The 22923-nt window shown below is 50.0% G+C and carries 25 protein-coding genes; 9 read left to right on the top strand and 16 right to left on the bottom strand.

Annotated features, from left to right (window positions below):
- The first annotated feature begins 3 nt into the window (after positions 1-3).
- Both gyrB and ACZ483_RS07380 read left to right on the top strand, forming a co-directional pair.
- A complete protein-coding gene (gene gyrB / locus ACZ483_RS07375) occupies positions 4-2364 on the top strand; it encodes a DNA topoisomerase (ATP-hydrolyzing) subunit B (protein ID WP_464323530.1) in 2361 nt (786 codons plus the stop codon).
- Positions 2357-3184, top strand: coding sequence for a universal stress protein (locus ACZ483_RS07380; RefSeq protein WP_464323531.1), 828 nt, complete (start codon positions 2357-2359; stop codon positions 3182-3184). Before gyrB ends, ACZ483_RS07380 begins: the two co-directional genes overlap by 8 nt.
- Here the strand turns inward: ACZ483_RS07380 and ACZ483_RS07385 are convergent.
- Positions 3174-5357 (bottom strand): penicillin-binding protein 1A, encoded by a 2184-nt coding sequence (locus ACZ483_RS07385; protein ID WP_464323532.1) that lies wholly within the window; start codon positions 5355-5357, stop codon positions 3174-3176. The two genes, ACZ483_RS07380 and ACZ483_RS07385, sit on opposite strands and share 11 nt — an antisense overlap.
- Before the next feature lie 60 nt (positions 5358-5417).
- Here ACZ483_RS07385 and ACZ483_RS07390 point away from each other — a divergent pair, with 60 nt between their 5' ends.
- The 5 genes from ACZ483_RS07390 to hisS are packed head-to-tail and all read left to right on the top strand — an operon-like array spanning position 5418 to position 9480.
- Entirely contained in the window at positions 5418-5855 is a 438-nt protein-coding gene (locus ACZ483_RS07390; protein WP_464323533.1) for a TraR/DksA family transcriptional regulator, read from the top strand.
- Positions 5856-5870: 15 nt separating this feature from the next.
- Positions 5871-6077: a heavy-metal-associated domain-containing protein gene (locus ACZ483_RS07395; protein WP_464323534.1), complete on the top strand. Its 207-nt coding sequence runs from the start codon at positions 5871-5873 to the stop codon at positions 6075-6077.
- 36 nt (positions 6078-6113) lie between these two features.
- On the top strand, positions 6114-7214 hold the full coding sequence (gene prfB, locus ACZ483_RS07400; protein WP_464323535.1) for a peptide chain release factor 2: 1101 nt from the start codon (positions 6114-6116) through the stop codon (positions 7212-7214).
- A gap of 16 nt (positions 7215-7230) precedes the next feature.
- Entirely contained in the window at positions 7231-8259 is a 1029-nt protein-coding gene (gene gap / locus ACZ483_RS07405) for a type I glyceraldehyde-3-phosphate dehydrogenase (RefSeq protein WP_464323536.1), read from the top strand.
- Positions 8260-8265: 6 nt separating this feature from the next.
- Positions 8266-9480, top strand: coding sequence for a histidine--tRNA ligase (gene hisS, locus ACZ483_RS07410; protein WP_464323537.1), 1215 nt, complete (start codon positions 8266-8268; stop codon positions 9478-9480).
- Here hisS and ACZ483_RS07415 read toward each other — a convergent pair.
- A complete protein-coding gene (locus ACZ483_RS07415; protein WP_464323538.1) occupies positions 9477-10076 on the bottom strand; it encodes a sulfurtransferase TusA family protein in 600 nt (199 codons plus the stop codon). The two genes, hisS and ACZ483_RS07415, sit on opposite strands and share 4 nt — an antisense overlap.
- An 8-nt stretch (positions 10077-10084) precedes the next feature.
- Positions 10085-10951 (bottom strand): hypothetical protein, encoded by an 867-nt coding sequence (locus ACZ483_RS07420; RefSeq protein WP_464323539.1) that lies wholly within the window; start codon positions 10949-10951, stop codon positions 10085-10087.
- Between the two features lie 25 nt (positions 10952-10976).
- Here ACZ483_RS07420 and cysS point away from each other — a divergent pair, with 25 nt between their 5' ends.
- Positions 10977-12452, top strand: a complete 1476-nt coding sequence (gene cysS / locus ACZ483_RS07425) for a cysteine--tRNA ligase (RefSeq protein WP_464323540.1) — start codon at positions 10977-10979, stop codon at positions 12450-12452.
- A complete protein-coding gene (folD, locus tag ACZ483_RS07430) occupies positions 12449-13333 on the top strand; it encodes a bifunctional methylenetetrahydrofolate dehydrogenase/methenyltetrahydrofolate cyclohydrolase FolD (RefSeq protein WP_464323541.1) in 885 nt (294 codons plus the stop codon). Before cysS ends, folD begins: the two co-directional genes overlap by 4 nt.
- On the opposite strand, the gene ACZ483_RS07435 is transcribed toward folD, so the two are convergent.
- The 13 genes from ACZ483_RS07435 to ACZ483_RS07495 are packed head-to-tail and all read right to left on the bottom strand — an operon-like array spanning position 13306 to position 22903.
- Positions 13306-14328: an SPOR domain-containing protein gene (locus ACZ483_RS07435; RefSeq protein WP_464323542.1), complete on the bottom strand. Its 1023-nt coding sequence runs from the start codon at positions 14326-14328 to the stop codon at positions 13306-13308. The genes folD and ACZ483_RS07435 overlap by 28 nt on opposite strands.
- Positions 14325-15002, bottom strand: a complete 678-nt coding sequence (locus ACZ483_RS07440) for an SPOR domain-containing protein (protein WP_464323543.1) — start codon at positions 15000-15002, stop codon at positions 14325-14327. Before ACZ483_RS07440 ends, ACZ483_RS07435 begins: the two co-directional genes overlap by 4 nt.
- Positions 15003-15013: 11 nt before the next feature.
- Positions 15014-16744, bottom strand: coding sequence for an arginine--tRNA ligase (argS, locus tag ACZ483_RS07445; RefSeq protein ID WP_464323544.1), 1731 nt, complete (start codon positions 16742-16744; stop codon positions 15014-15016).
- A 16-nt stretch (positions 16745-16760) separates the two neighbouring features.
- Positions 16761-17222: a flagellar motor switch protein FliN gene (gene fliN, locus ACZ483_RS07450; RefSeq protein ID WP_464323545.1), complete on the bottom strand. Its 462-nt coding sequence runs from the start codon at positions 17220-17222 to the stop codon at positions 16761-16763.
- On the bottom strand, positions 17215-18288 hold the full coding sequence (gene ispG, locus ACZ483_RS07455; protein ID WP_464323546.1) for a flavodoxin-dependent (E)-4-hydroxy-3-methylbut-2-enyl-diphosphate synthase: 1074 nt from the start codon (positions 18286-18288) through the stop codon (positions 17215-17217). Before ispG ends, fliN begins: the two co-directional genes overlap by 8 nt.
- Positions 18289-18312: 24 nt before the next feature.
- A complete protein-coding gene (locus ACZ483_RS07460; RefSeq protein ID WP_464323547.1) occupies positions 18313-18612 on the bottom strand; it encodes a GYD domain-containing protein in 300 nt (99 codons plus the stop codon).
- Between the two features lie 27 nt (positions 18613-18639).
- The gene (gene mog, locus ACZ483_RS07465; RefSeq protein ID WP_464323548.1) at positions 18640-19167 is read right to left on the bottom strand and encodes a molybdopterin adenylyltransferase; all 528 of its coding nucleotides are present in this window, start codon (positions 19165-19167) and stop codon (positions 18640-18642) included.
- A gap of 13 nt (positions 19168-19180) precedes the next feature.
- A complete protein-coding gene (locus tag ACZ483_RS07470) occupies positions 19181-20437 on the bottom strand; it encodes a M16 family metallopeptidase (protein WP_464323549.1) in 1257 nt (418 codons plus the stop codon).
- A 2-nt stretch (positions 20438-20439) separates the two neighbouring features.
- Entirely contained in the window at positions 20440-20595 is a 156-nt protein-coding gene (locus tag ACZ483_RS07475; protein WP_464323550.1) for a hypothetical protein, read from the bottom strand.
- Between the two features lie 11 nt (positions 20596-20606).
- Positions 20607-20750 carry a hypothetical protein gene (locus tag ACZ483_RS07480; RefSeq protein ID WP_464323551.1) on the bottom strand — a complete coding sequence of 48 codons (144 nt, stop codon included), beginning with the start codon at positions 20748-20750 and terminating at the stop codon, positions 20607-20609.
- On the bottom strand, positions 20747-22054 hold the full coding sequence (locus tag ACZ483_RS07485) for a M16 family metallopeptidase (RefSeq protein ID WP_464323552.1): 1308 nt from the start codon (positions 22052-22054) through the stop codon (positions 20747-20749). The genes ACZ483_RS07480 and ACZ483_RS07485 overlap by 4 nt, the downstream gene beginning before the upstream one ends.
- Positions 22051-22443: an acyl-CoA thioesterase gene (locus ACZ483_RS07490; RefSeq protein ID WP_464323553.1), complete on the bottom strand. Its 393-nt coding sequence runs from the start codon at positions 22441-22443 to the stop codon at positions 22051-22053. Before ACZ483_RS07490 ends, ACZ483_RS07485 begins: the two co-directional genes overlap by 4 nt.
- 4 nt (positions 22444-22447) lie before the next feature.
- Positions 22448-22903, bottom strand: coding sequence for a Fur family transcriptional regulator (locus ACZ483_RS07495; RefSeq protein WP_464323554.1), 456 nt, complete (start codon positions 22901-22903; stop codon positions 22448-22450).
- Positions 22904-22923 lie beyond the last annotated feature (20 nt).

The following is a 22923-nucleotide window of genomic DNA, read 5'->3' on the forward strand; positions in this document are numbered from 1 at the left end:
CCTATGAGAGAGAATCAATACAGCGCCGAGGATATAAAAGCGGTTACCGGTCTTGAACACGTCCGTCTGAGACCAGCAATGTACATAGGAGATATAGGGGAGAGGGGTCTGCACCATCTCATCTGGGAGATCCTCGACAACGCAGTTGACGAGGCTATGGCGGGTTACGCCCGCAACATATCCGTAATAATCCACGACGACGGCTCCGTAACCATAGAGGACGACGGAAGGGGAATTCCCGTAGATATACATCCGGAAACGGGTAAGCCCGCCGTGGAGATGGTCTTTACTATGCTCGGAGCGGGAGGGAAGTTCGAGAAAAAGGCTTACGCCTATTCAGGTGGTCTCCACGGTGTGGGTGCTTCGGTTGTCAACGCCCTCTCCGAGTGGCTCGTCGTGGAGGTTTACAGGGACGGAAAGATATACAGGCAGGAGTACAGGAGGGGGGAACCGGTTTACGACCTGAAGGTCGTGGGAACTACCACCAAGGGGGGGACGAGGGTAACCTTCAAGCCCGATCCTGAGATATTTGAGACCACAAAGATTAAGTTCGATATAGTTGAGAAGAGGGTAAGGGAGCTCGCCTATCTGAATCCAGAGGTAAGGTTTTATCTCAAGGATGAAAGAACCGGAAAGGAGCTCGTCTACAAGTTCGACAGGGGAATAGAGGAGCTCGTGGAGTTCCTATCTCAGGGTAGGGATCCCCTCTTTAAGGAGATAATTCGCATTCAGGGGGAGAAGGACGGCGTCATAGTGGACATAGCCTTCAGGTACGTAAAAGACTACAAAGAGCTCATTGACAGCTTTGTGAACAACGTAAAGACCATAGAAGGCGGCACTCACGTAACGGGTTTCAGGAGCGGTCTCACGAAGGCGGTTACCAGACTTGCCGAGAACCTGAAGCTTTCTAAGGAGCTCAAGGCTATGTTTACAGGAGAGGATATTAGGGAGGGTCTCGTCGCGGTTATCTCCTGCAAGGTTCCCGAACCCCAGTTTGAAGGTCAGACTAAGACGAAACTCGGCAACCAGAACGTCAAGAATATAGTTGACTCTATGGTCTATGAATACCTTACGGATTACTTTGACAAAAACAGGGACATTCTCAAGCTCATAGTTGAAAAGGCGGTGGAAGCCGCCTTAGCGAGGGAGGCGGCTAAGAAGGCTAAGGAGCTCGTCAGGAGGAAGTCCCCCTTAGAGGACGGGATCCTGCCGGGAAAGTTAGCCGACTGCTCCGAGAGGGATCCGGAGAAGTGCGAGATCTTCATAGTTGAGGGAGATTCGGCGGGAGGATCCGCCAAGCAGGCAAGGGACAGAAGGTTTCAGGCCATCCTTCCTCTGAGGGGAAAGATCATAAACGTGGAAAAGGCGAGGGTTGATAAGGTTCTTGCCAACGAGGAGGTAAAGGCGATAGTGAGCGCCTTAGGTTGTGGAATAGGGGAGGAGCTTGACCTTTCCAAGCTCAGGTACCACAGGATAATCCTGATGACCGACGCCGACATAGACGGTTCCCACATAAGGACACTGCTCCTAACCTTCTTCTACAGGTTCATGCCCCAGCTAATAGAAAAGGGATACGTCTATATAGCCCTGCCTCCCCTCTACAAGGTGAAGAAGGGTAGAAAGGAGGTTTACGTTAAGGACGACAGGGAGCTTGAGAACATCCTCTACGAACTTCTCAGGGAAGGCGGTTACGTCAAGGATGCGGTCGGCACGGAGTACAGGGGGGAGGAGCTCCTGAAACTGATAAGGAGCTTGAAGGAATTTGAGGAGAGCTATAAAGCCTTGGTTAAGAACAAAGGGGAGGAGGTGGTGAACTTCCTCCTCAGCCACAGGATAGGGGAAGATGACCTCAGGAGCGCCGCGAGGGTGAAGGAGGTTGTAGAGATTATGTCCAAGGAGCTACCCGATTACAGGGTGGACGTGAGATACGACGAGCTCGAGGGTGCTTACGATATAGTTATAAACGACGACAGGCTCGGGACAAGAACGATAATAGATGCGGACTTCCTCTCTTCCCTTTCCTACAAGCAGGTTCTCGAGGGTGTACATCTTCATCTGCCTGTGATCGTGGGATTCGAATCCAAACAGAGGAAAGTCTCCTCCCTCAGCGAGGTCTACGATACCCTGATGGATCTCGTTAAGCAGGGTATGGAAGTTCAGAGGTACAAGGGTCTCGGTGAGATGAATCCGGAGCAGCTCTGGGAAACGACTATGGATCCTAAGACGAGGAGGCTCGTGAAGGTAAAGGTGGAGGATGCAGTGGAAGCGGACAGGATATTCACCATACTGATGGGAGAGCAGGTCGAGCCGAGAAGGGAGTTCATAGAGACCTACGCAAAAGAGGTGAAGAACTTAGATGTTTAAGAGGATAATCGTAGGGGTCGACGGATCCCCGGCTTCTATAACCGCTTCCAAGTTAGCCTTCAGACTCGGGAATTTCTACGACACTCCCGTTGTAGGCATATACGTCGTGGATGAGAGGTTGATAGACGAAAGCTTCTTAGCGGACCTCGCTGGAGTTCTCGGCTTTACCTACTACGAGGGTATAAGCGGAAAGGTAAAGGAGTTTCTGGAAAAGCAAGGAGACGTAATACTCACCGAGTTCTCAGCTTTGGGAAGGGAGTACGGAGCAAAGGTCTCTGTAGTTCAGACCTCCGGAGTACCCTACAGGGAGATAGCCTCCCAGGCAGATCCCGAAGATCTGATAGTGGTCGGAAAGGTGGGAAGGAAGCCTTTAAAGGGAGTTCTGATAGGTTCGAACTCTGAGAAGGTAGCGAGACATGCTAACTGTCCAGTCATCCTTATGCCCGAAGAGGAAAGGGAGATCAAGAGGGTCCTCGTCGCCTATGACGGGAGCGAAAACGCGAAGCTGGCTCTTAAGATATGCAGTTCTATGAAATCCCTCCTCGGATACAAAGTGGACGTTCTTCACGTCTCGGAGGAGGAAGAGGATATAAGGGAAGAAGTCAGGGAGATACTCGGCGAGGAGTTCAGCTACCACGAGCTTCCTGGTCTTCCTGAGGAGAGGATAGTCTCCTTCGTGAGGGAGAACGATACAGATATGCTCTTCCTCGGAGCCTACGGGAAGGGAAGGTTTAGGGAGCTCTTCTTGGGCAGTGTAACCTCCTTCGTGATACACAACCTCGATATCCCCATACTCCTTGCGAAAGTTCCTAAGGGGTAATTATGCTCCTCAGATCCGAACAAGTCAGCCTGGGTTGAGTTCCCTCAACGAAAACCATGTTTACGCCAGGACAGGTTTCGTCGGCTATCACGTAATCCTTTGGATTTATAGGGACCACTATTGTCCCTTCGGGGAGGGGGAAGTCGTCGTTAGGGTACTTAGCCGCAGCCACAGCCATGAAATCTTTCCATATAGGTAAAGCCGCACGTGCTCCGGACATCCTATCCCCGAGGGAGATTTTCAAATCGTATCCTACCCATACACCTGCGACTATGTAAGGTGAGAAACCTACAAACCATGCGTCCATATACTCGTCGGTTGTTCCTGTCTTGCCTGCAACTATCCTGGGCAGATTTCTTGCAGCCCTTCCCGTTCCCTCCAATATGACCGCCCTGAGCATATCCACCAGAACCCTTGTCTCCTGGGGAGGCAGAACCTCTTCACATTCCGGGGCGTTTTCCTCAAGGATATTCCCATCCTGATCAATCACCTTACGTATTAGATAGGGTCTGCACCTCGTCCCGAGATCTGCAAAGACCTGGTAGGCGGAAGTGAGTTCAAGAGGCGTTACCTCAACCGTCCCAAGGGCAAGGGAGTAGTAGGGTTTCAGATCCCTGAGCCCCACCTTGTCTCCTACGCTGAGGACTACTTCGAAGCCGAGTTTGTCCAAGAGGTTCACAGTAGCCGTGTTTATGCTCTTTGCGAGGGCTTCTCTGAGCGTTACAATTGTGTACTCCTTATCCTCGTAATTCTTGGGTGTCCACTCCTGACCCGTGGTGGGATCGTAGAAGGTTTTTGGTCTTGCATCTATCGACGATATCTGAGTCTCACCCTTTAGGAGGGCTGCTAAGTAGATTACAGGCTTTATAGCTGAACCGGGCTGTCTCTTGGCTTTGACAGCTCTGTTAAAGGGGCTGTAGCTGTATGAGAAACCACCCACGATTGCTCTTAGGGCTCCTGTATGAACGTCCAAGCTCACTAAAGCTCCCTGGAGATCGGGGACGAGCTCTGCTCTCCAACCATTTACCCCGTTAAATACCCTTACAAAGATGTACTCCCTGCCCTCCGTGTTCATTCCCTTAAGATCGATCGTGAAGCTGTGAGAACCTATCTCTACCTTCGCCCTGCCCCCTTCAGTATCGACTATCTTCGCTACGTACACCTTCCCGTCCTCGAGCTTCGTTTTCTGAACGTTGTAGTGGCTCCTCATGTCCCTTTCACTCTCTGGGAGGAAGGGAATGCCGTTAAGTCTTGCCAGCCTCTTCAGTCCTTTCTTGAGGGAGCGAACAGCAAGAGCCTGGAGATCCCTGTCTATAGTTGTATATATCTTCAGTCCGCCCTGCAGGGCTAAGTCACCGTACTTCTCAGCGAGGTACTCCTTTACCATGTCAAGGACGTAATCTGAGGTGAGATACTTGCTGTCCCTGCTGACGACTACGGGCTTGCTTGCCGCAGTCTCGTACTCCTCCTGGGTTATGTACCCGTCCTCTAACATCCTCCTCAGAACGTAGTCTCTTCTTGTCTTTGCAAGATCGGGGTGGATGAAGGGGTTAAACCTGGACGGAGCCTTGGGAAGTCCCGCAAGAAGGGCAGCCTCCTCAAGGGTAAGATCCTGAACATGCTTTCCGAAGTAAACCCTCGAAGCTGCCTCCACACCGTAAGCTCCGTTGCCAAGGTATATCTGGTTTAGATAGAGCTCGAGGATCTTTCTCTTGTCGAAGGTTCTCTCAATCTTTATAGCCAGAAGAGCCTCCTTTATCTTTCTCCTTAAGGTCCTTTCCCTCGTGAGGAAAAGGTTCTTGGCAAGCTGCTGGGTTATCGTGCTTCCCCCCTGAACTATCCTCCCTGCCTTTACGTTGGCTATCACAGCCCTCAGTATCGCCCCCATATCTACACCTGGGTGCTTGAAGAAGTTCCTGTCCTCCGCCGCAACGAAGGCATATATGACCTTTTCGGGTATCTCATCGATCTTAACGTAGTATCTCCTTTGAACTCCTATGTCACCGTAATACCTATCTCTGTAATCGTAAACTACCGATGCCTGGGGTGGAGTCCATTTCTCAAGGAGCTTAACGTCCGGCAGGGATCTGTACAGAGCAAAGATAATAACTGCAAGCAGAAGAAAGGATATCCCTGTGAGAATAAATACACCTATCAGTAACTTTTTTATCATGACAAGCGTTGCTGGATAACTATAATATTATACTTTCAACATTAGAATAAGGAGGAGGCTATGGAAAAGCAGCAGTTAGAGGAGTGCAAAAAGAGACTGCTCGAGGAGAAAACGAAAATACTCGAGAGGTACCTCGCGAAGGAGGAAACTCAGCAGAGACTCGAAGAGGAGTCTAAGGAGCCCAGAGACTGGGAGGACATAGGTCAGATGACTTACACGGAGGAACTCCTCGACAACCTATCCCAGATAGAGATAAACACGCTTAAAGAGATAGACTATGCCCTTAAAAAGATAGAGAACGGATCCTACGGTATATGCGAGAACTGCGGGGAAGAGATAGCCTTCCAAAGGCTCTGTGCGATCCCCTGGACACGTTACTGCGCGAAGTGTGCCGAGGAGGTAGAGAGGGAGTCGGGAACCTTCATGCCCTCTTACGGCTTCGAACCCATCATAACGGAAGACATAGAGATAGAGAGGGAAGACATAGGGGAAGCCTGAGCTAAAATATTATCTATGAAGGAATTAGAGTTTAAAGTTCAGGGAATGACCTGTGAGCATTGCGTGAGAACAGTCAAGAATGCGGTATCCTCCGTTGAAGGCGTATCCCACGTCGAGGTTTACTTAGACAAGGGTCTGGTCAGAGTTCAGTCTGAGAAAGATATACCAGCTGAGGAGATAAAGAGGGTTATCGAGGAGTGGGGTTACAGGGTTATCGATTAATTGAAAATACTTCTCAAGTGAAATAAATTTAATAGCATGGTAGAGCTTAAGGGAAGGATAGAGGAGCTTAAGGAGAGGTTCGAGGACGTAAAAAAGATAATAAAGGTAGAGGATCTAAAAAAGGAGCTGGAGAAGATAGATGAGACTATGTCCTCTCAGGACTTCTGGGAGGATCAGGAGAAGGCTAAGAAGATCATCCAGAGGAGAAAGTGGCTCGAGGAAACCGTAGAAGGAATAGAGGATATAGAGAAGTCTCTCAGAGACGTTGAGGACCTCTCTTCTGCTCCGGAGGAAGATACGGAGACGTGGGCTATCATCTCCGACGAGATGGAAGAGCTCGAGAATAAGCTAAGAAGCTTAGAGCTGAAGACCTACCTCTCCGGTGAGATGGACTCCAAAAACGCCTACTTGACCATACAGGCTGGAGCCGGTGGAACGGAAGCTTGCGACTGGGCTGAGATGCTCTTCAGAATGTACAGGAGGTGGGCTGAGAGGAAGGGATACGAGGTGGAGGTGGTGGACATAACACCAGACGACGTTGCCGGTATAAAGAGCGTGACTATGCTCATAAAAGGACCTTACGCTTACGGTTATCTGAAGGGTGAGCAGGGAGTCCACAGACTCGTTAGGATCTCACCTTTTGACTCCAACGCGAGGAGGCATACCTCCTTCGCAGCTGTTTCCGTCATGCCCCAGATCGACGAAGACATAAATATAGAGATCAGGGACGAGGATCTCAAGGTGGAGACCTTCAGAGCTTCGGGAGCAGGAGGTCAGTACGTGAACAAGACGGACACGGCAGTCAGGATCACCCACATTCCAACGGGGATAGTGGTCTCATGCCAGCAGGAGAGGTCCCAGTTCCAGAACAAGAGGAAGGCTTTAGAACTCTTGAAGGCTAAGCTCTACCAGCTCGAACAGCAGAAGCTGATGGAGAAGAAGAAGCAGTATGAGGGGGAAAAGACGGACATCGGCTGGGGACATCAGATAAGATCTTACGTCTTCCACCCTTACAGGATGATAAAGGATCTCAGGACCGGCTACGAGACCGGTAACGTTGAAGCCGTTATGGATGGGGAGATAGACGATTTCATAGAGGAGTTCCTAAAGTGGAGCGCCCGTGAGAATAAAAACTAAATATAATTAAAGAATCATGGGTATACGCGTTGGAATTAACGGGTTCGGAAGAATAGGAAGAAGCTTCTTCAGGGCTTGCAGAGGATACGAGGAGATAGAGATAGTTGCTATCAACGATCTGACCGATAGTTCCCATTTGGCTCACCTTCTCAAGTACGACTCGGTTCACGGAATATTTGAAGGAAGCGTCGAGGCAAAGGAGGACGCTCTCGTAGTCGATGGGAAAGAGATAAAGGTCTTTGCTCAGAAAGACCCCTCCCAGATCCTCTGGGGAGACCTCGGTGTGGACGTTGTGATAGAGTCCACGGGAGTGTTCAGGGAAAGGGACAAGGCAGCTCTGCACCTCAAAGGCGGTGCCAAGAAGGTAATAATATCAGCTCCTGCAAAGGGTCCCGACATAACCGTGGTTCTCGGGGTGAACGAAGACAGATACGACCCCTCCGAGCACTCGATAATATCCAACGCCTCCTGCACGACCAACTGCCTCGCTCCGACGGTGAAGGTTCTTCAGGAAGCCTTCGGCATTCAGAGGGGATACATGGTAACGGTTCACGCCTATACCAACGATCAGAGGCTGTTAGACCTACCCCACAAGGACCTTAGAAGGGCGAGGGCCGCCGCCGTAAACATCGTTCCCACGACCACGGGCGCCGCAAAGGCTATAGGAGAGGTAATACCTGAACTCAAAGGTAAGCTCGACGGAGCCGCGAGGAGGGTTCCCGTTCCAGACGGGTCTCTTATAGATCTCACCGTGGTAGTTGAGAAACCCCCCGCATCGGTGGAAGAGGTGAACGAGAGGTTTAAGGAAGCAGCTCAGAGGTACGTAAACTCCGGTAAGGCGTACCTTAAGGAGATACTTCAGTACTGCGAGGATCCTATAGTTTCCTCGGATATAGTGGGAAATCCCCACTCCGCTATATTCGACGCTCCCCTAACTCAGGTTATAGACAACCTCGTCCACGTCGCAGCATGGTACGACAACGAGTGGGGGTATTCCTGTAGACTCAGGGATCTCGTCCTCTACATAGCTGAAAGAGGTCTTTAAGGGTTCATGGCAGAGGAATTCAAAGCTCCGAGAGGATTCCACGATATACTCGGCTCTGATCTCAGAAAGTTCAGGAGGATAACGGGTTTTATAAGGGATCTCTTAAAGAGATACAACTACGAGGAGATAATAACGCCTGTCGTAGAGTTTGCCAAGGTCTTTGAGAGAAGTATAGGGGAGGCGACCGATATAGTTCAGAAGGAGATGTTCGTCTTTCCCGACAGGAAGGGGAGGATCTTGGCTCTCAGGCCTGAAGGGACCGCCGGAGTGGTAAGGGCTTACATAGAGAACAAGCTATACGCTCTGAGACCCTATCACAAGCTCTTTTACGAAGGTCCCATGTTCAGGTATGAGAGACCTCAAGCGGGAAGGTACAGGCAGTTCCACCAGATAGGGGTGGAGGTCTTCGGTGTGGCGGAGCCTCACGCCGACGCGGAGCTCCTAAAGCTCGTTCAGGACATCCTCGAAGGGCTCAACATAGAAGCGGTTATAGAGATAAACTCTCTCGGCTGCAGGGTGTGCAGACCGGCTTACAGAGAAGCTCTGGTTGAGTATCTTCACAGTGTTTCCGGACACCTCTGCGACGTCTGCATAGACAGGAAGGACAGGAACCCTCTGAGGGTTCTCGACTGCAAGGTGGAGACCTGTCAGGAGGCTGTGAAAGAGGCTCCCAAGATGATAGATTACCTCTGCGATGAGTGCAGGGAACACTACACTATATTGAAAAGCTATCTGGATGAGCTCGGGGTGAGGTACAGGGAGAACTACAATCTCGTTAGGGGCCTTGACTACTACACCCGTACCGTCTTTGAAGCCGTTTCCGATAGGCTCGGTGCTGCAGTAATAGCAGGAGGAAGGTACGACTACCTTGTGGAGGAGTTTGGAGGTCCTCCCACACCAGCTCTGGGCTTTGCCGCGGGGATAGAGAGGCTCATGTTACTTGTGGAAGAGCCAGAAAGAGATTACGAGCTCTACTTCGTCATCCCCTTTGGAGATGTTCATGCCTACGCCCTTAAGGTAGGGGATATACTGAGGAAAAAGGGCAAGGTAGTTGAGCTCTCCTACAGGAAGGGAGGGCTGAGGAAGCAGCTTGAACTTGCGGACAAGATGAAGGCAGATTACGCGGTGATAATCGGAGAGGATGAGATGAAGGAGGGCGTGGTTTCTGTAAAAGACATGAGGACCGGAGAGCAGAAGAAGGTGAAAGCGGAAGAGATCTAAGGATAGATCCTCTCGTACTTACCGTGCCTCTTTCTGTATATAGCCTCTACTCCGAAACCTTCCTTCCTGAGAAGCTCGTAGAGCTCCTTAGCCCTCTCCTCCCCCCTGACCGCGAGGACAACCCCGCACCTCGGATCTATCTCGTCGGGAACTGGGATAAGAACAGAACTGTATTTACCTCTCAGGAACTTTTCCGCCCTGGTTCCCTCTGAAATAGCGACAAAGGTTATGAAGTGATCGGGTTTTTTAATAAAAGGATTTAGTTTAAGTAGCCAGAGTCTCAGGTGAAGCTTCACGCCGAGGGAGTGGAACTTTATCCAGTACCAGAGGGAGGGTTCTTTTCCCTCGTAAGTTTTCCTAATGTAAGCAATAGTCTTTCCATTATCCTTCTCGATCTTTATAAGCTCGTTCTTCGTCTGCCTGCTCCAGTTCCAGATGTCCCTCTCGAAGCCCGGATCGGTCGAGATAACCTTAAGGACTTCTCCTTCCCTCATCTTCTTTACGGTTTCCGAGGTCATAACTATGGGAACGGGGCAGGATAGTCCGGTAAGATCGAGCTCCTTGTCCGCCTTTATCTTCTCCTCTACCGCTTTCATCTCTTCTCTCAACCCACGCTTATAGCCCTTCCGAGGGATGATCCATCCTCAAACCCGGCGACGAAGAGGCTCACCATCCTCCCAGCTTTTTCTAAGGAGGAGACTACCAGATCGTCGTTGAGTTGGAAGGGGCTTTCCAGTTCAAATATAATCACCGCGTTCCCCTCTTCAAGCTTTACCGGCACTGAGAGTAATCCCTTCTCCCTGTCCATCAGGGGAGAGTAGCTCTCCACCTCATCTTTGGGAACCAAATGAATTCTCTTTACCCTGAACCTCTCCTTAACACGGCTGAGGAAGTCCCTAACGTCCTGACTCCGGGTGGAGGTATCTATCAGGAACTTCATATTCTCCAACTCCCTCCTGTCCTTCTCCCACTTGGCAAGGTCCTGAAGTAGCTTTCTGTAAGAACTCCTTAGGTTCTTTATCTGGTCTCTCTCCTTTTTCACTATGCCAAGGATATCGGGGATCATGGCCGAGATGGGAGCAGCCACAAGCAGGATCAGTGTAGAGAATAGCCCAAGCGGTTCCTTAGGAAGGAGGTAGGTGGTGAGGAATACTCCGGATAGAACGAGCAGCACAGTGGAGAGCATACTCCTGTTCGTGTGCAGAACTACGAGGGGTAGGAGAGCAAATATGCTCTTCGGCTCACCGGATAGGTATATCATCGGAGGGACGAGCATCACGTCCATAAGTTTATTGATAATCCTGATTTTTTCAAACTTCAGGTAGGAAAGGAGACTAAGGGAGAAGTAAACAGCGGTTAAAACTACGATCACGCTCCGCGAAGGAGATCCCAGAGAAAAGGAAATCAGGAGAAAGTAAAGGGAGACAAGGAATCTAACCCCCAGGAAGACCTCTTTTATCATTTTTCTCATACGTAAATTATCATATAATAACTCCATGAGTTTGAAGATATACAATACCCTCACCGGCAAGGTTGAGGAGTTCGTTCCCCTTCAGCCTCCGAGGGTTCTTATATACACCTGCGGCGTCACCGTTTACGACGATTCCCACGTAGGGCACGGGAGGAGCTTGATAGTCTTCGACACCTTCAGGAGGTTCTTGGAGCACCTCGGATACGATGTAAAGTTCGTGAGGAACTTTACCGACGTGGACGACAAGATAATAAACAGAGCGAAGGAAGAGTGCACTGACTTCATGACGATAGCCAACAGATACATAGCGAGCTACTACAGGGACATGGAGGCTATCGGTGTAAGACCGGCGGACGTGGAGCCGAGGGTTACGGAGCACATGCAGGAGATAATAGAAGTTATCCAGAGGTTGATAGATAAGGGCTACGCCTACGAGTCGGAGGGTGACGTTTACTTCTCTGTAAGATCTTTCAGGGATTACGGGAAGCTCTCCAAGAGGAGCCCTGAGGAGATGGAGGCTGGGGCGAGAGTCGAGCCTTCGGAGAAGAAGAGGGATCCCCTTGACTTCGCTCTCTGGAAGGCAGCTAAGGCGGGAGAACCCTCTTGGGACTCCCCATGGGGAAAGGGAAGACCTGGATGGCACACCGAGTGCGTTGCTATGATCTTCAAGCACCTTGGAGAGACGATAGACATTCACGGAGGAGGGTTAGATCTCATCTTTCCCCACCACGAGAACGAGATAGCCCAGGCGGAAGCCATAACGGGAAGGCCCTTCGCAAGGTACTGGATGCACAACGGTCTCGTTACCGTCGGCGGTCAGAAAATGTCCAAGTCCCTCGGGAACTATGTAACCCTGAAGGAAATATATACCAAGTACCACCCGGACATCCTTAGACTCCTCGTTCTCCTCACCCACTACCGCAGTCCCTTAGACTTCTCTTGGGAGAAGATGGAGGAAACCCAGAGGGCTTACGAGAGGCTCAAGGGTGCTATTGAGGATTACGAAATACTGAAAAACCTCAAGGTAGCTCCTTCCGAAGGAGGATCCCATCCCCTCTACGACAAGGTCAAGGAGGTGGAGGAGGCTATCTTCGAATCCCTGAGCGACGACTTCAACACCCCGGAAGCTCTATCCCACGTCTACTCCCTCGTCGGAGAGCTCGGAAAGATAAAGAACAGAACCTACGCCAAGGGAGAGATAAGCGAGTCGGAGCTCTCAGCATACGAGTTTGCTTCCAAGACACTTCTAAACCTTATGAAGAAGTTTTTCGGTCTCTTGGAGGATCTCTATCCTGAGTGCGAGGTGAAGAGAGTTGTTGAGAGAGAGCTCGAAGCGGGGGAGGTTCTCGACACCAAGCTCGTCGATCTCTTAGTGGAGGTGAGAACCTTAGCCCGTCAGGAGAAGCAGTTCAAGATAGCGGACATGATAAGAGACAGGCTAAAGGAGCTCGGAATAGAACTTGAGGACACACCCGCCGGAACAAGGTGGAAGAGAAGATGAACCGTCCCTTGATCCTCGACGGAAAGATTCTCTCGGAAAAGATAAGGGAAAATATTAGGAAGGAGGTGGAATCCTTTACCTCTTCGGGTTTGAGGAAACCGGGGCTTGCCGTTATTCTCGTAGGAGACGATCCTGCGAGCCAGATATACGTTAAGAACAAGATAAACGCCTGCAAGAAGGTTGGTATAGAGTCTTTTTTCTACCACCTCAAGAAGAACACCACAACAGAAGAGCTCTTAGACGTTATAGCGGAGCTCAACTCTAAAGAAGAGGTGGACGGAATACTCGTCCAGCTCCCCCTTCCGGAGCAGATAGACCAGAGGGAGGTGATCCTATCCATAAGCCCGGACAAGGATGTGGACGGCTTCCACCCGAAGAACATGGGGATGCTCGTGGCTCAGGCGGAGGACGGCTTCATCCCCTGTACGCCTTTAGGTATAGACCTCCTTCTCAAACACTACGGGATCGAGGTTCAGGGGAAGGACATGGTTATCGTGGGAGCGGGATTCATAGTCGGTAGACCCCTCAGCCTCCTCATGCTCTGGAGGAACGCTACCGTTACGGTATGTCACATACACACGAGAGACATAACCAAGTTCACCCGTGAGGCGGATATCCTTATCTCCGCCACCGGAGTTCCTCACCTGATAAAGGAGGATATGGTGAGGGAGGGTGCGGTCGTCATAGACGTGGGTATATCGAAGGTGGACGGTAAGATAGTCGGTGATGTCGATTTTGAGAGGGTAAAGGATAAGGCGAGTGCAATAACACCAGTCCCAGGAGGAGTGGGTCCCATGACAGTTACAGGTCTACTCCTCAACACCCTCAAGTCTTATAAGAGGAGGGTGAAAACTCACTCTATCTCGACTATGAATCCGTAGATCTCTTCCTTCTTCAACCTTTCGAGCTCCTGCTGTGCCTTCTCCCGCGTCTGAAACTTTCCATAAACCACCTTGTATATGCCGGAGACCTCCACTATCCTTACGTTTTTATAGCCCTTACTCCTTAACCTCTTCACCAGGTCCTCCGCCCTTTCCTTGGTTGAGAAGGCCGCTATCTGTATACCGAACTTACCTTTTGGCTTCTCCCTCTTTATAAAGACTCTTCTAAGGGTTTTCCTCTGCTCCTCAACAAGTATTTTGCTCAGAAGCTCGTAAGCCTGTGTTCTTTGAAGGTTGTTTGTCTGTTTGTCTTCTAAGACTACTTTAACCATCTCCTTAGCTTTATCGAACCTGCCTGTTTCATAGTAAAGCTTGGCAAGGCTCAGGAATATCTCCGGTAGCTTAAAGTTGTTAGATATAAGCGAGCCGTACAGCCTTTCCGCTTCGTCATACCTCTTCTCGTCCATGTAAGCGCTCCCGAGTTCGAGCTGAGCTTCCAAAAACAAAGGGTTATAAGCCGTCGCCTTTCTTAGATACTCCACGTAGGATTTCTTGTCACCGATTTCCTTATAGACCTTGGCAAGGTGATAAAAAGCTAAGTGTTTCTTGTCGAAAGTTTCGTCGGAAATAGCCTTTTTGAGGAACTCTATAGCTCTCCTGTAATCTTTCATTTTGAAATAGAGAACTCCGAGGTTCATCTTAGCTTCCGAAAAGTTTGGATCCGCTTCGAGAGCCTTATTAAAGGCCTCCTCTGCCTTCTTGTACTCCTCAACCTCCATGTAGGTAAGTCCGAGGGCGTTCCACACACGCGGTTCTTCTGGAGCCACCTTTGTAGCCCTGTAGAGGTTCGCTATCGCTTCGGAGTAATTCTTAGCGTAGAAGGAAGACATTCCAAGGTCGTAAAGATATCTCCATTCCTGTTCTTTAGTCTTATCCTGCTTCGGTGCGCAGGAAAACATCAGAAACAGGGCAAGTAGTAAGGAAAACACTTTCATCGGACGACGAAGGAGTTTTTAAAATCCCTTCTTACGCTTTTTAGTGCTGAGATCAGCGAAGTTGCCTTTACCCTTACCCTTACCTTGTACAGACCCTCCTCTTCTATAACAAAGGTGTCATAGCCTTTCGACTTTGCAGCATTAAGAGCTCTGTCTGCGTTCTCCTTCTTCTTGAAAGCTCCTATCTGAACTATGAACTCCTTAGTAGATCTCTTCCCGGCAGTTTTTTTGACAACTTTTTTAGGTTTTTCCTCAACCTTAGTCCGCTTCTTGAGCTGAGTTTTCTCGGCTTTTGCTTTGCTATCTTTCTTGGAAGCGGATTTAGGCTTTTCAGTTGCTTTTTGAGAGTCGGTTGTTTTAGCCACCGCCTTTCTTTCTACCTTTTTTATTTCTGGTTTGGGTGTGGGCTCTTTCACGACCCTAACTGGCTTAGCCCTCTCCACCTTTTCAGAGTCCCCTGTATCCTGTGCAGTCTCCGGTTTAGGGGTCTCAGGCTTCACAGGTGGTGAGGGGGGTTTTATCTGAACGGGAGGTTTAACCCTGACAACCGGTGGAGGAGTTTTGCCGCTCCCCTGGTTCTCCATCCACGTATTAACACCCAAATAGAAGAATATGAGAGCAACGAGTATACCTAAGAGCAGGACGAGTCTGTGCTTCTGAATTTTCTCTTTCATCTTTCTCCCCCTTACATCCTCTCAGGTGCTGACACACCTATCAATTTTAAACTAAGTCTGATTGTTTCCCCTATACCTTTTAGAAGTGCAAGTCTTCCAAGCATGATCTTCTTATCGCTCCCTATTATCCTGTAGTGGTTGTAGTAGTTGTGGAATACGCCCGCGAGTTCTATGAGGTTGTAGGTTATCAGATGGGGATCCCTGCTGAGGGTCACCTCTGCGAGTTCGTCCTTCATCATGAGAACCTTTTTCATTAACTTAAGTTCGGCGTCCTCCTTTAGCTCTTTTAAGAACTCTCTCAGATCCTGCTTCTCAGGATCTATCCCGAACCTCTCCCTTACTTCCCTGAATACCCCCGATATCCTCGCGTGGGCGTATTGGACATAGAAAACCGGGTTTTCGGAACTCCTCTCCTTGACCCTGTCCACGTCGAAGTCGAGGGGTGTGTCGCTCCTCTTGGTCAGGAAGACGAACCTGACTGCATCCGAACCTACATCGTCCATCAGTTCTCTCAGAGGAACGAAGTCCCCCGCCCTCTTGGACATCTTGACCTCCTTACCTCCCCTGAAGAGCTTTACCATCTGGATCAGATAGACCTCAAGCCAGTCCTCGGGTATGCCGAGCATCTTGAGGGAAGCTTTTACCCTCGGTATGTAGCCGTGATGGTCCGCTCCCCAGAGATCTATCACCTTCTCGAAGCCTCTTTTAAACTTGTCCCAGTGGTAGGCTATATCGGAGGCAAAGTAGGTGTAAGACCCGTCTGACTTCCTCAGAACCCTGTCCTTGTCGTCCCCAAACTCTGAGGTCTTTAGCCACAAAGCTCCTTCCGCTTCGTAAACGTAACCCTTCTTTTCAAGTTCCTTTATCAGTTTTTCCACGAGACCCCTCTTGTAAAGATCCCTCTCGCTGAACCACACGTCGAACTCTATCCCCATGTCCGAGAGGTCTCTCCTTATTTCGTCCATCATCATGTCCAGACCGAAGTTGGAACACAGTTCCACCACATCTTTGGACTCCCCCTTTGTGTACTTGAGCTCAAAATCAAAGGTTTTGGAGAGGAGGATTCTTTTAACCTCCTCGACCTCTCCCTTGAGCAGAAGGTCCCCAATCGCCTCCTTGAGAGCCTTGGCTATCTCGATTACGTAGTCCCCTTTGTAGCCCTCCCTTTCGAACACTTCTTTGATCTCAAGATCTTCCTTACCGAAGAGTTCCAAGTACCTGTGATAGACAGAGATACCAAGGAGATAGACCTGTCTCCCCGCATCGTTTATGTAATACTCCCTCGTAACGTTAAAACCGTAGAACTCAAAGAGCCTCGCCAAGGTATCCCCTACGACCGCACCCCTGCCGTGTCCAAGGTGGAGGGGTCCCGTTGGGTTTGCGCTTACGAACTCGAGCTGAACCCTAATGCCCTTCCCCAGATTCTCTCTGAAGTACTCCTCACCCAATTCGAGGAGTCTGTTGAACTCTTCTATCAGGAAATCTCTCGAGAATCTGAAGTTTACGAATCCCCTCACCGCGCTTACCTCTTCAAAGATCTTTTCTTTGGAGAGCTCCTCGGAAAGGGAGGAGGCTATCTCGTTGGGGTTCTTTTTCAGATCCCTCGCAAGTAGAAAGGATACGTTGGTCGCAAGATCTCCGAGCTTCTCGTCCCTCGGCTTCTCAACCTTGAACTGGGGAGGTTCTATGTCAAAGAGCTTATTTACCGCATCCCTTACTGATCTTTCTACCCTTTCCTTCATAAACTAAAGATTATAACTACTTCTTAAGACTCTCCTGTAGTGTGTCCTTGAAGACACTCTTCCTCTCCTCGCTGTATATCTCTGTTATCCTCACTCCGAACCTTTCGCCAACTACCACCAACTCCCCCTTAGCCACGAGCTTTCCGTTCACCTTTATATCGACCGGTTCGGTGGTCTCCCTGTCGAGCTCCAGAACAGAACCCGGACCGAGGTTTATGAGCTCCCTTATCTGGATACGGGTCGAACCTACGACCACTTCGAGGTTCAGGGGTATGTCCATCAAGCGTTCGAGAAGCTTGGCTATGTCCTCCTGGGTTACCTTCTTTTCCGCTACGAAGGTTTCTTCTTTCTTCTCTTCCTCCTTCTTCTCTTCTTCTCCTTCAGAAGACTGCTGCTGTTGTTGGGCTAAAGCCTCTTCCCACTGCTTAGCGAGTTCCTCCTGTGAGAGCTCCTCTTCCTTCTTCTCCTCTTCAGCCATAGTTCACCTCACCGTCCATGCTCTCTATCTCACGGAGGAGTTCCTCCGCCATCTCCTTCTCGTTCACCTTCCTTAGAGGCTTCCCGTTCTTAAATACCCAGGCGAAACCTCTCCCGCAGGCGAGACCCACATCCGCCTCCCTCGCCTCACCTATGGCGTTTACCACACATCCCATTATCGCAACTTTTAGAGGTTTTTTCACCCCCTTGAGCTTCTCTTCTACCTCCCTAACCACCCTGGGTAGATCCACCTCTATTCTGCCACAGGTAGGACAGGCTACGATCTCCACTCCCCTTCTCCTCAGCCCCAGAGATCTAAGTATCTCGTAGGCGGTCTCCACCTCCACGACAGGGTCGTCGGTTAAAGATACCCTCACGGTGTCTCCTATTCCCATGTGGAGCAGTATCCCTATTCCAACCGAAGACTTAATTATCCCCTTGGTTCCCATCCCCGCTTCGGTTATGCCTATGTGGAGGGGAACGTCCGTTCTCTCAGCGAAGATCACGTTAGCCTTCACGTTCTCAAGAACGTCCGATCCCTTTATGGACACCTTGTAGTTGGTCAAGCCCCACCTCTCGAACTTCTCCGACCACCTTAAGGCGCTCTCCGCAAGAGCCTCCGCACATGGGTAGCCGTACTTCTCAAGGAGATCCTTCTCCAAAGAGCCCGAGTTCACACCTATCCTGATCGCTATACCCTTGACCTTAGCCTCCTCCACTATCTCCCTTACGATCTCCTCCTTACCTATGTTCCCCGGATTTATTCTTATGCAGTGAACCCCCTTCTCCATCGAGAGGAAGGCGTAGGAGGGGGCGAAGTGAATGTCGGCGATTACTGGAACTGGGCTGTTTCTAACTATGTCCTCTAAGGCTTCTACATCCTCCTTGTGGGGGACGGCAACCCGAACTATCTCGCAACCAGCGTTGTAAAGTTTATTTATCTGATCTAAGGTGGCTTCAACGTCATGGGTCTTGGTTGAGGTCATGGACTGGACGACGACGGGGGCGTCTCCGCCGATCTTAACCCAGCCCACACTTATCTGACGGGTCTTCCTCCTCTCGATCATAAGGGATAAGATAGCCCGCCGAACCTATTTGGGAAGTTCCTCCAAGTCCTTTATAAGGGTGTCTATATCTATTGCGGGCATGGTGAGAGTCCTTATCGTTCCTCTGGAGTTCAGCTCTATCGCCATCTTGACGACGGTGTCGTTGTCGGGAGCCTCGATTATGTTCACGAAGTCGTAGGGACCCATGACGGCGTACTGGGCGAGGATCTTAACACCGAACTTGTTCATGACCTCCTGATCCACTTCCTTTATCCTTCCGGGCTTCTGCTTGAGTGTCTTAGCTCCTTCGTCAGTTAAAGTTGTTAGCATCACAAATACAGGCATGACCTCCACCTCCTTAATTAAATTCTATCACCTTCCGGGTCTGAAGGCTTTTATCCTATCATCGTAAGTGTCTATGAAGGCTCCGCCTATGAGGTCTATGCAGTAGGGAATTGCTGGGAAGACAGCGTCAAGGCATACCCTTATGGACTGAGGCTTTCCGGGGAGGTTCACGATCAGACAGTGCCTCCTTATTCCGGCGGTCTGCCTTGAGAGTATGGCGGTGGGAACCTGTTTGAGGGAGACCTGCCTCATCAGCTCTCCGAAACCGGGGAGCATCTTCTCGCAAACGGCTTCGGTGGCTTCCGGAGTTACGTCCCTCGGAGCCGGTCCAGTTCCTCCAGTTGTTAGTATTAGACTGCACCCTATCTCATCTACCATCTCTATGAGTGTTTTCTCTATCAACTCCTTTTCATCGGGTACTATCCTGTACTCGACCTCGTAGGGGGTCTTTACAACCTCCTTAAGGTAATCGATGATAGCCTTGCCGCTTATGTCCTCATACTCACCCCTGCTCGCTCTGTCCGATACCGTAAGGACACCGATTATCGCCTCCATGGAAATATTCTAATCAGGGTTCGACCACAACACAGTGGTATTTGTCTATGTATTTCGCTATCGCCTCCTCAAGGTCCTCTAAGGTAACACCCTCTATCCTCTTGGGGAACTCCTCGTCCATCCTCCAGCCGAGTCCCATCACCTCGTAGAAGCCTAAGTACCAAGCCTGTCTGAGCCTCGTCTGATGGTCTAAGAAAAAGTCCCCCACTATCTTCCTCCGGGCGATCTCCACGTCCTCCTCCTTCAGTTTCGGGTTTTTTACAACCTTTATTAGATCCTTGAGGGCGTCTTCCCTCTTTTCTGGAGAGGTTCCTATGTAGGCGAACAACCTCGGAGAGGATAGCCTCGTGGGATAGAAGGCGTAGGTGGCGTAGGCGTAACCCTTCTTTTCTCTTAACTCTTTGAACAGCTTCGAGGTCATACCCTCACCGAGGGCACTCGAGAGAACCTTAAAGGTGAAGTAGTCCTTTGACTTTCTCGAAGGGGCGTTAAAGGCACACAGGATCGTCGCCTGTGTCCCCTCCCTCTTCACTCGAAGAATCTCCTCCTTCTCTATCTTGTTTTCCATCTCCTTTACATTCAGCTTTCCTTTAGGCAAAGACGAAAAGGCTTCCTCGATCAAAGGAATCGCCTCTTCCGCGGGCATGTCTCCCACGACGCTTATCACGATATTCTCACCCCTCCTCAACTCCTCAAGCCTCCTTATCAGATCTTCCTTTCTAATCTTTCCAACGCTCTCCTCCGTTCCCAAGGGTGAGGTCTCGTAAGGCGTACCTCTGTAGGTAAGCTTTCTAAGGTTCTCCATGGCGAACTCCATTCCCCTCTCCCTCTTAGACTTTATAGCAATTAATGTGTTCTTCCTCTCCCTCTCAAGATCCTCCTTTCTGAGAAGTGGACTCTCTATAACGTCCGAGAGAACATTCAAAGCCTCTTTAAATCCTTCCACCTTAGTAGTGAAGCCTATCTCGGAGAAGTCGTCGCTCGATGAAGAATATATGTACCCTCCGTACCTCTCGAAGGGGAAGGATATTTCATAAGAGGTAGGGTATCCCTTGCTACCCTTTAGAAGAAGGGTGAAGAGGAGGTGGGTTTCCCCAGGTATATTCTCCCCGTTCTGTCCGCCTCTGAAGAAGATCACACCCGAAACTATTCCTTTCCCCTTCGTCTCCTTATAGAGAACCTTAACCCCGTTGGAAAGATCTATCTCCTTCACCTGAACTCCTCCGAAGCTGAAGATAAAGGAAAGAACTACTAAGAGGAAACCTATCATTACTACTCTTCTTTCTCTATTTTTACTTTGTAGCCCTCCTTGCCGACGTAATATCCGGCCGCTCCCCCGGCCACGACACCGGCTCCCACGAGAACCGCCTCTGCACAGGAGGTAAGGAATACAGCCGCAAGAAGGGAAAGGACGATTACCTTCATCATAGCTTTATATTTTACTCCTTTTCCTTCTCTACCTTTACCTTGTAACCTTCCTTTCCCACGTAGTACCCTGCGGCTCCTCCTGCGGCAGCTCCCACCATTAAGGTACATCCGCTCAGAAGAAGGGAGGAACACAGGGATAGAACGATAAGCCTCATCGCTCACCTCCTCTTTCGGGAACCATGAGAACCTCTACGTAAGGCTTGCCCTCTATGTACCTCTCGTAAAACCTCATCACCTCGACCTTCCTCACCCTCCCCACGTTCTTCTCGAAGAACCTGTAAAAGTCGAGATCCTTGACGACGGTGTAGGAGTAGCCTATGTCGTAGGCGTCTCCCTCGACCTTTTCCTCCTCGAATATTCTCGAGTTTACTATCCTCGCCTTTGCGAGCTCCACCTGCTCGTCGGTGAGACCCTCGTAAGTCTTTCTCATGAGTTCAAGAACCTTCCCTTTAACCTCCTCATATCTATCGGGATCGAAGGTCGCGCTAACTATGTAAAGGTTGTCCCTCGGTCTTCCAAGATCCCCCGTAAAGAAGGAGTAGACGAGACCTTTCTCCTTCAGTTCCCTGTAAAGTATTGAGGTTCTACCGCTCCCCAAGATCTCATCGAAGACCACCATGCCGTAGTAATCGGTCTTACCTATGGCGGGCACCCTCCATCCTATTATCCAGTATGCTTTTTCAATCCTTGGATCCTTGATCTTTTCGAACCTGACCACTTCAAGCTCCGGCTCTCTTGGTATCTGAACTTTCGGGACGGGACGACCCTCCTCCCTACCAAAGGTCCTTAGAACCTCTTCCTCCACCTCCTTGGGGTCTACGTTGCCTACGACAACGATCGCCATGTTCCTCGGCTGGTAGAAACTCCTGTAAAAGTTGAGGAGCATTTCTCTCGTGAACTTCCTTATGGTCTCCTCGAAGCCTATGACAGGAAAGCGGTAGGGAGAGACCTTGTAGGCGGTTTTTTCAAAGGTCTCCCACAGGACCGTAGAAGGATTGTCCTTGCCTCTGCGAAGCTCCTCTATAACGATAGGTTTTTCCTTCTCTATCATCTCCTCCTCGAGGGTAGCCTTAAGGGTGAGCTGGTAGAGAACCTCAAGGGCTTCCCTCCAGTAGGGCTTGGCTATCTCTATGTGGTAGTAGGTAAAGTCCTTGGAAGTCCCCGCGTTTATATTACCTCCAAGACTCTCAACTATCCTGTCTATCTCCCCGTAAGGGTACTTTTCCGAACCGTTGAAGAGCATGTGCTCCAAGAAGTGTGCCATTCCCTTTTCGTCGTACTTCTCGTAAAGGGACCCGACTCTGAACCAGACGTGGAGGGCTACCGCCTCGGTGTCCTCCCTCGGCTTAATTATCAGCTTGGCTCCGTTGGGAAGATCCCTTATGTAAAGCTCCTGAGCGATAGCTACCTTCATAACAACCACCTCCAGAACTATGAGGAGCAGGAGTATAAACCTCATACCCCCACCGCCTCCCTCAGCCTCCTCCTGATGTCTTCGGGCAGGGAGACTATCTTACCCTCTCTCACCATGCAATGCTTGGTGCTCCCCTGGGCTTTAACCTCTCCCTCTACCCTCACCTCGTAGGAGAAGGAGAAGGTAAACCTGTCCATGTTTTCTAAGCTTATCTCTACCTCGACCAGGTCGTCGTAGTATAGAGGTTTCTTGAAGTTACAGCAGGCTTCCAAGAGGACCACCTCGTAGCCCTCCTTCCTTATCTCACTGTAGGGAAGTTCCAAGCTCCTGAGGAGTTCTCCCCTCGCCTCCTCGAAGTATCGGAAGTAGTTGGAGTGGTGGACTACACCTTGAGCGTCTGTTTCGTAGAACTGGACGCGTCTTCTGTAGATCATAGGATTATGTTACTTTACTTTTCCTGCACTCGGAGCATAGACCGAAGATCTCGAGCCTGTGGTACTCAGGTTGGAAGTCGTACTCCTCGCATACCTCGTCCTGGAGCTTCTCTATGTCCTCGTTCACGAACTCTATTATCTTCCCGCATTCTGTGCATACAAGATGGTCGTGGTGAGCCTTCCCTGCGACGAACTCGTAGATCGTCCTGTTGTTCTGTTTTATGACCTCCTTTATCACGCCGAACTCCTGAAGGAGCTTTATGGTTCTGTATATGGTAGAACGGGAGACGCTCCTGTCCGCTCGAGTCGCTATCCAGTTTACGAGCTCCTCAACTTCAAAGTGCTTCCCGTAATTAGCTATCAGATCTATTAGATTCAGTCTGCTCTGGGTTATCTTCATGTTCTTCCGTTTCAAAAACTTGGTAAACTCCCTCTTTATTTCGTTGAGATTGACACTCATCGCAGAATAATATAATTAGT

The sequence above is a fragment of the Hydrogenivirga okinawensis genome (assembly GCF_055385515.1).